The organism is Salmonella sp. SAL4457 (assembly GCF_046548235.1).
In the GTDB taxonomy this organism is placed as follows: Bacteria; Pseudomonadota; Gammaproteobacteria; order Enterobacterales; family Enterobacteriaceae; genus Salmonella; species Salmonella enterica.
In genome coordinates this window covers 1-271 of the sequence record NZ_JBGDZO010000515.1, presented here as the reverse complement: position 1 = coordinate 271, position 271 = coordinate 1, and the positions used below count along the sequence as shown (strand labels likewise).

At 64.2% G+C, this 271-nt stretch carries 1 protein-coding gene; it reads right to left on the bottom strand.

The genetic code is table 11. From position 1 onward, the window contains the following. Window positions 1–271, bottom strand: a 271-nt coding sequence (locus ACLJNW_RS25295; RefSeq protein ID WP_410961376.1) for a TerC family protein, incomplete at both ends; no start/stop codon positions are given.

Sequence of the window (271 nt, the reverse complement as noted above, 5' to 3'; positions counted from 1 at the left end):
CCCCAGAACAGCACCTGGTGCTGGTAGCGGCGGGGGATGCCGAAGAAACTGAAGATCATCGCCATGACGAACACGTTGTCCATCGATAGCGACTGTTCGACCAGGAAGCCGGTGTAGTACTCCACCGCGCTGGTGGGGCCGAAGGCGTACCAGACCCAGCCGCCGAAGGCCAGGCCGCAGGCGAAGTAGCCGGCGGACAGCAGCAGGCTTTCGCGCACGCCGATTTCGTGGTGGTCGCGTTGCAGCACGCCGAGGTCGAGGACCAGGAGAA